This window comes from Roseomonas sp. TAS13 (assembly GCF_001950415.1).
GTDB classification, from domain to species: domain Bacteria; phylum Pseudomonadota; class Alphaproteobacteria; order Acetobacterales; family Acetobacteraceae; genus Roseomonas; species Roseomonas mucosa.
On sequence record NZ_BDLP01000199.1, the window covers coordinates 1 to 7,966 of the forward strand.

Annotated in this window: 7 protein-coding genes and 1 pseudogene; 5 read left to right on the forward strand and 3 right to left on the reverse strand. The window is 70.5% G+C overall.

Annotated features, from left to right (window positions below; all coding sequences use genetic code 11):
- The first annotated feature begins 93 nt into the window (after positions 1-93).
- Positions 94-1,569, forward strand: coding sequence for an ATP-binding protein (locus ROTAS13_RS15065; protein ID WP_075822745.1), 1,476 nt, complete (start codon positions 94-96; stop codon positions 1,567-1,569).
- Positions 1,570-1,590: 21 nt separating this feature from the next.
- Here ROTAS13_RS15065 and ROTAS13_RS15070 read toward each other — a convergent pair whose 3' ends face one another.
- Both ROTAS13_RS15070 and ROTAS13_RS15075 read right to left on the reverse strand, forming a co-directional pair.
- Complete coding sequence (locus ROTAS13_RS15070; RefSeq protein ID WP_075822746.1) at positions 1,591-2,001, reverse strand: GFA family protein; 411 nt, start codon at positions 1,999-2,001, stop codon at positions 1,591-1,593.
- 42 nt (positions 2,002-2,043) lie between these two features.
- A complete protein-coding gene (locus tag ROTAS13_RS15075) occupies positions 2,044-2,793 on the reverse strand; it encodes an SDR family NAD(P)-dependent oxidoreductase (RefSeq protein ID WP_075822747.1) in 750 nt (249 codons plus the stop codon).
- Positions 2,794-3,048: 255 nt separating this feature from the next.
- Between ROTAS13_RS15075 and rutA the strand changes: the two genes are divergently transcribed.
- Positions 3,049-4,131: a pyrimidine utilization protein A gene (rutA, locus tag ROTAS13_RS15080; protein ID WP_019461293.1), complete on the forward strand. Its 1,083-nt coding sequence runs from the start codon at positions 3,049-3,051 to the stop codon at positions 4,129-4,131.
- Positions 4,132-4,251: 120 nt separating this feature from the next.
- Here rutA and ROTAS13_RS15085 read toward each other — a convergent pair whose 3' ends face one another.
- Positions 4,252-4,914: an isochorismatase family protein gene (locus tag ROTAS13_RS15085; RefSeq protein WP_075822748.1), complete on the reverse strand. Its 663-nt coding sequence runs from the start codon at positions 4,912-4,914 to the stop codon at positions 4,252-4,254.
- Positions 4,915-5,055: 141 nt separating this feature from the next.
- On the opposite strand from ROTAS13_RS15085, the gene ROTAS13_RS15090 reads away from it, so the two are divergent.
- From ROTAS13_RS15090 to ROTAS13_RS15100, 3 genes and pseudogenes are all read left to right on the forward strand, one after another.
- A complete protein-coding gene (locus tag ROTAS13_RS15090) occupies positions 5,056-6,051 on the forward strand; it encodes an SDR family oxidoreductase (protein WP_019461291.1) in 996 nt (331 codons plus the stop codon).
- 296 nt (positions 6,052-6,347) lie between these two features.
- Positions 6,348-7,646: an urea ABC transporter substrate-binding protein gene (gene urtA / locus ROTAS13_RS15095; RefSeq protein ID WP_075822749.1), complete on the forward strand. Its 1,299-nt coding sequence runs from the start codon at positions 6,348-6,350 to the stop codon at positions 7,644-7,646.
- 74 nt (positions 7,647-7,720) lie between these two features.
- A pseudogene (locus ROTAS13_RS15100) lies at positions 7,721-7,966 on the forward strand (hypothetical protein); the annotation flags it as partial.

The following is a 7,966-nucleotide window of genomic DNA, read 5'->3' on the forward strand; positions in this document are numbered from 1 at the left end:
CGCCTTACGGTGGAGCTGTGCGTAGATGTGATCAAGAGACAGCCCCGCCCCTGGCGCTTTCCCCCCCACCCGGATCGAGGAACCCGTCCCGGCATGACCATCGCGATCGACCTCGGCACCACCACCGCCGGCTCGCCCGCGACCCTCGACCTGGAGGAGCTCCTCGCCACCCGCCTGCTGGTCCAGGGCAATTCCGGCTCCGGCAAGTCGCACCTGCTGCGGCGGCTGATGGAACAGTCCGCCGCCTGGGTGCAGCAGGCGGTGATCGACCCAGAGGGGGATTTCGTCAGCCTCGCCGAGAAGTTCGGCCATCTGGTGATCGACGCCGCCGCCCAGACCGAGCGCGGCCTGCAGGCCGCCGCCGAGCGGATGCGCGAGCACCGGGTCTCCGTGGTGCTGAACCTGGAGGGGCTGGATGCCGAGGGGCAGATGCGCCAGGCGGCGGTCTTCCTGAACGGCATGTTCGAGGTGGACCGCGACCTCTGGTCCCCCGTGCTGGTGGTGGTGGACGAGGCGCAGATCTTCGCCCCCGCCGCCGCGACCGAGGTCTCGGACGAGGCCCGGCGCGCCTCGCTCGGCGCCATGGCCAACCTGATGTCGCGCGGCCGCAAGCGCGGGCTCGCGGGGATCATCGCCACGCAGCGCCTGGCCAAGCTGGCCAAGAACGTCGCTGCCGAGGCCTCGAACTTCCTGATGGGGCGCACCTTCCTCGACATCGACATGCAGCGCGCCGCCGACCTGCTGGGCATGGAGCGGCGGCAGGCGGAGCAGTTCCGCGACCTGCCGCGCGGCAGCTTCGTGGCGCTCGGCCCGGCCCTGTCCCGCCGCCCGCTGCCCATCCGCATCGGCGTGGTGGAAACGCAGACCCGCTCCGCCGGGCCGAAGCTGACGCCGCTGCCCAATGCACCGGAGGAGGTACGGGAACTGATCCTCACCCCGCCGCCCGAGCCCGTCCGCCCCGCGCGCCGCGCGCCGCCCCCGCCCGCGCCGGACATCCTGGCGCAGCTCGCCGCCGCCCGCCCGCCCGCCGTGCACAGCCGCGCCGAGCCCGCCCCGCCCAGCCCGGAGGAGCTGGCGGAGCGCGAGCGCCGGCTGGAGGAGGTGCTGCACGCGCTGCTGGAGGACCCGGAGGCAGCCTTCCGCCCGGTCAGCGTGCTCTATGGCGACTTCCTCGTGCGCTGCCGCATCCGGGCGGTGGCCGGCAAGCCGATGGAGCTGCCGGAATTCCGCGCCCGCCTCGCCGTGGCACGCGCCGGGGTGGATGCCGGCACCGCCGAGAACCCGGAATGGGCCGCGGTGCGGAGCCGCGCCGCGGCGCTGCCGGAGGATGTCCAGGGCGTCTACCTGATGCTGGCCCGTGCCGCGCTGGACCGGCGCCCCTGCCCCTCCGATGCCGCCATCGCCCAGGCCTATGGCACCCGCTCCCTGGGCCGCGCCCGCCGCGTGCTCGCCTATCTGGAGGAGCAGGGCATGGTGGTGCAGCAGCAGGACCGCCAGGGCCGCCGCGTCGCGCTGGTGGAGCTGGGCTGGGAAACCGCGCCGGGCGATGCCAATGCCGAGGCGGCCTGACCGGCCCCCGGCCGCCCATCCCTAACCGCCCGGCCGGCCCTGCGGGAAGCGCGGCAGGCCATCCGCCGCCAGCGCCCAGGGCAGGGCCTGGGAGGTCCAGAGATGCAGCTCGGGCGGCACCACGCCCGGATCGTCCAGCGTCGCGGTGGCGACGTCGATCTCGTCCGGCGAGTCCTCGCTGCGGAAGGTCAGGCCGGTGCCGCAATCCGCGCAGAAGCCGCGCAGCGCGGGCGGGCTGGAACGGTATTCGCGCATCTCTCCGCGCAGCAGCCGGAACTCCTTGAGCCGGACACTGAACCAGGCGACCGGCGAGGCTCCCAGGACCCGGCGGCAATCGATGCAGTGGCAGAGGCTGGCATGGAAGGGCGTGCCCTCCGCCACATAGCGGACCGCGCCGCAGGCGCAGCCACCTTCCACGGACAGGGTCGTCATCGGTGACCTCGCGGGCTTATCGGCACGGGAGCGTAGCGCGTTTCAGGCGAGATAGCCGCCCCCATTCACGTGGAACACCTGCCCGGTGATCCATTCCCCCAGGGGCGAGGCGAGGAACAGCGCCATGCCGGCAATATCCTCGGGCCTGCCCATGCGGCCCAGCGGCACGGCGCGGCCCATCTCCGCCAGTTCCTCCTCGGTGTTGCCATGGCGCGGCTGCGCCGTGTCGGTCAGGCCCGGCGCGATGGCGTTCACCCGGATGCGGTGCGGCGCCAGGGCGATCGCCATGGAGCGCGTCAGGCCGACCAGCCCGGACTTGCTGGCCGCGTAATGCGCGCCCACCGGCGTGCCGCGCATGGCGGTGGAGCTGAGGTTGACGATCGCCCCCGGCCGCCCCGCCGCGACCATGCGCCGGGCCGCCGCCTGGGCACAGAAGGCGCTGCCCTTGAGGTTGATGTCCAGGGTGCGGTCCCAGACCTCCTCGGTCATCTCCAGGAAGGGCGCGCGCGGGAAGATGCCGGCATTGTTCACCAGCACGTCCAGCGGCCCGAGCGCCTCCTCCGCCTCCGCCACCAGGCCAGCGGATCGTGCCGGCGCGGCGATATCGGCCTGGAGCGCCACGGCGCGGCGCCCCAGTGCCCGGATGGCCTCGCAGACCGCCTCCGCCGCCACGGCATCGTCGAGATAGTTCACTGCCACATCGGCCCCCGCCCCGGCACAGGCCAGAGCGATGGCGCGCCCGATCCCCTGCTGCGCGCCGGTCACCAGCACCACCTGTCCCGTCATCTCCATGGCCAATCCCCTTTCCCGTGCCGCCTTCCGGCGGCGCCCCGCCATCCGCCACGACAGGAGCATGGCCCCGCCGCCCTGGCCATGCCGCCCGGCCCGTTCCGCTGCGTCCGGATTGCGCGTTCTGTCCAATTCCCAGGCATTCCAGACACCTCAAGGACAATAAAAGCCAGAGCTGATGCACCGGCACGCATTCAAACCCCCGGGACGATAGGTCTAGCGTCCCTGCCTCGCCTCGCATTGCGGAAGGAGCGTGCCATGGACCTCGGAGTCTTCATCCCCATCGGCAACAATGGCTGGCTGATCTCCACCACCTCGCCGCAATACATGCCGAGCTTCGACCTGAACCGCGAGGTGGTGCAGAAGGCGGAGCGCTTCGGCTTCGACTTCGCGCTTTCCATGATCAAGCTGCGCGGCTTCGGCGGCCCGAGCGAGTACTGGGACCACAACCTCGAATCCTTCACGCTGATGGCCGGGCTGGCGGCGGTGACGACGCGGATCAGGCTCTTCGCCTCGGTCGCCGTGCTGACCATCCCGCCCGCCATCGTCGCGCGCATGGCCGTCACCATCGACAGCATCTCGCATGGCCGTTTCGGGGTGAACATCGTGTCCGGCTGGCAGAAGGCGGAATACGAGCAGATGGGCATGTGGCCCGGCGCCGAGCATTTCGAGCGGCGCTACGACTACTGCTCCGAATACGTGCAGGTGATGAAGGACCTCTGGAGCACCGGCCGCTCCGACTTCAAGGGCCGCTTCTTCCAGATGTCGGACTGCCGCCTCGGCCCCATCCCGCCCAAGCCGATCGAGATCGTCTGCGCCGGGCAGAGCGGGCGCGGCATGAAGTTCGCCGCCGAATACGGCGACTACAACTTCATCAGCGGCGGCGGCATCAACACGCCGCAGACCGTGGCGCCCTTCGCCGCGAAGCTGCGGGAGCAGAACGCGCAGACCGGCCGCGAGGTCGGTGCGCTGGCGCTCACCATGATCATTGCCGACGAGACGGACGAGGCCGCCATGGCGAAGTGGGAGCACTACAAGGCCGGCGTGGACCTGGAGGCGCTGGACTGGCGCGACACCCAGGCGGCGGCGGATGTGAAGGCGGAGAAGACCTCCACCGTCGGCCGCATGGTGCATGCGCCGGAAAAGCTGCCGACCAACATGCTGCGCCTGATCGGCTCCTACGCCAGCGTGGCGAAGCTGCTGGACGAGATGGCGGAGATCGAGGGGCTGCGCGGCGTCATGCTGACCTTCGACGACTTCCTGGTCGGCATGGAGCAGTTCGGCACCCGCATCCTGCCGCTGATGAAGTGCCGCGCGGAACGTCCCGCCATCGCCGCCTGAGGCGCCCGGCAGGGGCCTCTTCCCGACCGCGTTGCGCTTCGTGGCCAACCCCGGGGGCAAGGCAGCGCCTTTCCCCCGGGACGGCGCAACGCCGGCCGTGATGCGGAACCGGCGGTCGTCTCAGCCCTGCCCGCCGATCCAGGCGAGGACTTCCGCCACCGGCAGCACATCCGCGTATTTCACCGCCATGTCGTAGAGGCTGGCGAAATGCGGGCTCTCGTGCTTGTCGGCCACGCATTCCTCCGGGACGATCATGCGGAGGGAGCGGGAGAGCCCGTCCACCACGGTCGCGCGCACGCAGCCGGAGGTGGAGCCGCCGGTGACGACCACCGTGTCCACGCCGTGGAAGGCGAGCAGCGAACCGAGGCTGGTCTCGAAGAAGGCCGAGGCCATGCGCTTGTGGATCACCACGTCGCGCGGGGCGATGTGCAGGCGCGGATCGAATTCGGCACGGGGCGAGCCGTGCCGGATGTTCTGCAGGGAGTCCGGCGTGTCTGTGCGCGTGCCCCAGATGCCGCAGTCCTCGCCGCTGTCGAGATAGGCGACATAGGTCCAGACCACCGGCCAGCCGGCGCGGCGGAAGCGGTCCGCGAGGGCATTGGTGTATTCCATCTGGCGCGGATCGGTCTCGTAGGCGGTGCGGAAGCGTGCGGGCTCGGTATAGGCGCGCTGCGGGTCCACGTTCACCAGCGCGGCCTTGCGCCCGAAGCCGAAGCGCGGCCGGGGCGGGGCGGCCTTGAGCGCGAGGTAGATCTCGCGCGCCGTCATGTCCGATCGCTCCATCCCGCAGGGCTCCTGTCCTGGCCGGGGGGCGGGCAATCGCCGTGCCATCCCCGCCCAAGGAAAACGTGGCCGCCCCGCGCCGTTAGACGGGCCAGAGCGACCGGAAGCGAGCGACCGGGAACCGGCAAGAGGATACGGATCATGCGCGACTTGAAGGGGGCGGTGGTGGTGATCACCGGCGCATCCAGCGGCATCGGCCGCGCGGCGGCCCAGGCCTTCGCCGCGGAGGGGGCCAACCTTGTCCTCGCCGCGCGGCGGGAAAGCGTGCTGGACGAGGCGGTGGCGGAATGCGGCCGGCTGGCCCGCCCCCATGGCGCCCGTGCCATCGCCGTGCCGGCCGACGTGACCGAGGCCGGGGCGGTGCGGCGTCTGGCCGAGGCGGCGGTGCGCGAGTTCGGCCATGTCGATGTCTGGATCAACAATGCCGGGGTCGGCGCGGTGGGCGGCTTCGCCGAGGTGCCGGCGGATGCGCATGACCAGGTGGTGCGGACCAACCTGCTGGGCCACATGCACGGCGCCCATGCCATCCTGCCGCATTTCCAGGCGCGGCGGCGGGGCGTGCTGATCAACACCAACTCGCTCGGCGCCTGGGTGCCGACGCCCTATGCGGCTTCCTACAGCGCCAGCAAGTTCGGGCTGCGCGGCTTCTCCGGGGCGCTGCGGGGTGAGCTGTCGCGCTGGCCTGGCATTCATGTCTGCGACATCTTTCCGTCCTTCGTCGATACGCCCGGGCTGAGCCATGGCGGCAACTACGTGGGACGGGAGCTGAGCGCGCCGCCGCCGGTCCACAGCCCCTTCGACGTGGCAGAAGTCATGGTGTCCCTGGCCCGCAACCCGCGCCCCTCGGCCACGGTGGGGAAGGAGGTGCATCTGCTGCGCCTCGCGCAGGCCATGGTGCCAGGGCTGCTGCGCCGGGGCATGGCGCGGCTCATGGAACGGCAGTTCCGCCGCGCCCGTCCGGTGCCGGTGACGGACGGCAATCTCTTCGCGGCGCCGACCCGGAGCGGCGGCTTCCACGGAAGCGCGATCTATGGCGGCCTGCGCCAGCCCTCCGGCGGACACGCGCTCCGCACCGGCCTGATGCTGGGCGGGGCGCTGCTGGTGGGGGGATGGCTGTTACGCCGCGCCCGGGGCTGAATGACACCTGCCGTCGAAAACGGCAGAGCAACACCATTTCCCAGGCAATTGACGTCCTTTCAGGCAAATAGCATTCCGCGACCGGCCCCTGACGGGTTTCCGGAAAGTGGCACTCCCGTTGCTACACCGTTGCGTGACCGCCGCCACCCGGCGGCGCGCCGGCCTGGCCCATGGAAGCGGCCGGCTGGCGCCACAGCGATCGCCTCTGGGGGAGTTTCCGCATGACGTCCAACCGACAGGCTCCGGGCGAGCCCCGGCCGGAACAGCCCCCCCTGGGTGGGTCGCCGGGTGTGCCGTTGGGCCGGCGCCAGTTCGGCCGCCTCGGCGCGCTGCTGGCTGGCGGCGCCGTACTGGGCGCGCCCGCCATCCTCCGGGCGCAGCCCGCCGGGCCGATCAAGCTCGGCATCCTGCATTCCCTTTCCGGCACCATGGCCATCAGCGAGACGACGCTGAAGGACGTGATGCTCATGCTCATCGAGGAGCAGAACAAGAAGGGCGGCGTGCTCGGCCGCAAGCTGGAGGCGGTGGTGGTCGATCCGGCCTCCAACTGGCCGCTCTTCGCCGAGAAGGCGCGCCAGCTCATCGCGCAGGACAAGGTCGCCGCCTGCTTCGGCTGCTGGACCTCGGTGTCACGCAAGTCCGTGCTGCCGGTCTTCGAGGAGCTGAACGGCATCCTCTTCTACCCCGTGCAGTACGAGGGCGAGGAGTCGAGCAAGAACGTCTTCTACACCGGCGCCGCGCCGAACCAGCAGGCGATCCCGGCGGTGGACTACCTCATGAAGGAAGAGGAGGTGAAGCGCTGGGTTCTCGCGGGCACGGACTATGTCTATCCGCGCACCACGAACAAGATCCTGGAGGCCTACCTCAAGACCAAGGGCGTCGCGCAGGGCGACATCCTGATCAACTACACCCCCTTCGGCCACAGCGACTGGCAGAACATCGTCAGCGAGATCAAGAAGTTCGGCTCGGCCGGCCAGAAGACCGCCGTGGTCTCGACGATCAACGGCGACGCCAACGTCCCCTTCTACAAGGAGCTCGGCAACCAGGGCGTCAAGGCCACCGACATTCCCGTCGTCGCCTTCTCGGTGGGCGAGGAGGAGCTTGCGGGCCTCGACACCGCGCCGCTGGTCGGCCACCTGGCCGCCTGGAACTACTTCATGTCCATCGACAACCCGGACAACAAGGCCTTCATCCAGAAGTGGCAGGCCTTCACCAAGAACCCGAAGCGCGTCACCAACGATCCGATGGAGGCGCACTACATCGGCTTCAACATGTGGGTGAAGGCGGTCGAGGCGGCCGGCACCACCGACAGCAACCCGGTGATCGACGCCATGATCGGCGTGGCCGTGCCGAACCTGTCGGGCGGCACCTCCACCATGATGCCGAACCACCACATCACCAAGCCGGTGCTGATCGGCGAGATCCAGGGCAACGGCCAGTTCAACGTCGTCTCGCAGACGCCCGGCACGATCGTGGCGCAGGAATGGTCGCCCTATCTGGAGGGCTCCCGCGACCTGATCGCCGACTGGCGCAAGCCGCTCTCCTGCGGCAACTTCAACGTCAAGACCGGCAAGTGCGGCGGCGCGGGCGGCTGATCCCGCGCACCGCCACGGACGGGGCCCGGCGCCCCGTCCGCCTGTCCTTTTCCCGTATCCCTGAGGAGGGCACGATGATCCGGCTCGCCGGCCTCATCCTCCTGCTTCTGGCCCTCATGCTCTCGCCCCTGCGGGCGCAGCCTGCGGGGGCGGATCTGCTCGCTTCCAGCGCCTTCGACGATGTCCGGCGCGGCGTCGAGACCCTCGCCACCTCCGGTACGCCGGAGGCCGCGACCATCCTGGGCGCGCTGGGCGAAGGGCGGCTCTTCGTCCTGCCCGACCGCCTGTCTCTTGATCACATCTACGCACAGCTCCACCGT

Bases quoted from the DNA above. Each gene is read 5' to 3' on its own strand.
- ROTAS13_RS15065 (WP_075822745.1), top strand. From the start codon at position 94: ATGACCATCGCGATCGACCTCGGCACCACCACCGCCGGCTCGCCCGCG.
- ROTAS13_RS15070 (WP_075822746.1), bottom strand. From the start codon at position 2,001: ATGACGACCCTGTCCGTGGAAGGTGGCTGCGCCTGCGGCGCGGTCCGC.
- ROTAS13_RS15075 (WP_075822747.1), bottom strand. From the start codon at position 2,793: ATGGAGATGACGGGACAGGTGGTGCTGGTGACCGGCGCGCAGCAGGGG.
- rutA (WP_019461293.1), top strand. From the start codon at position 3,049: ATGGACCTCGGAGTCTTCATCCCCATCGGCAACAATGGCTGGCTGATC.
- ROTAS13_RS15085 (WP_075822748.1), bottom strand. From the start codon at position 4,914: ATGGAGCGATCGGACATGACGGCGCGCGAGATCTACCTCGCGCTCAAG.
- ROTAS13_RS15090 (WP_019461291.1), top strand. From the start codon at position 5,056: ATGCGCGACTTGAAGGGGGCGGTGGTGGTGATCACCGGCGCATCCAGC.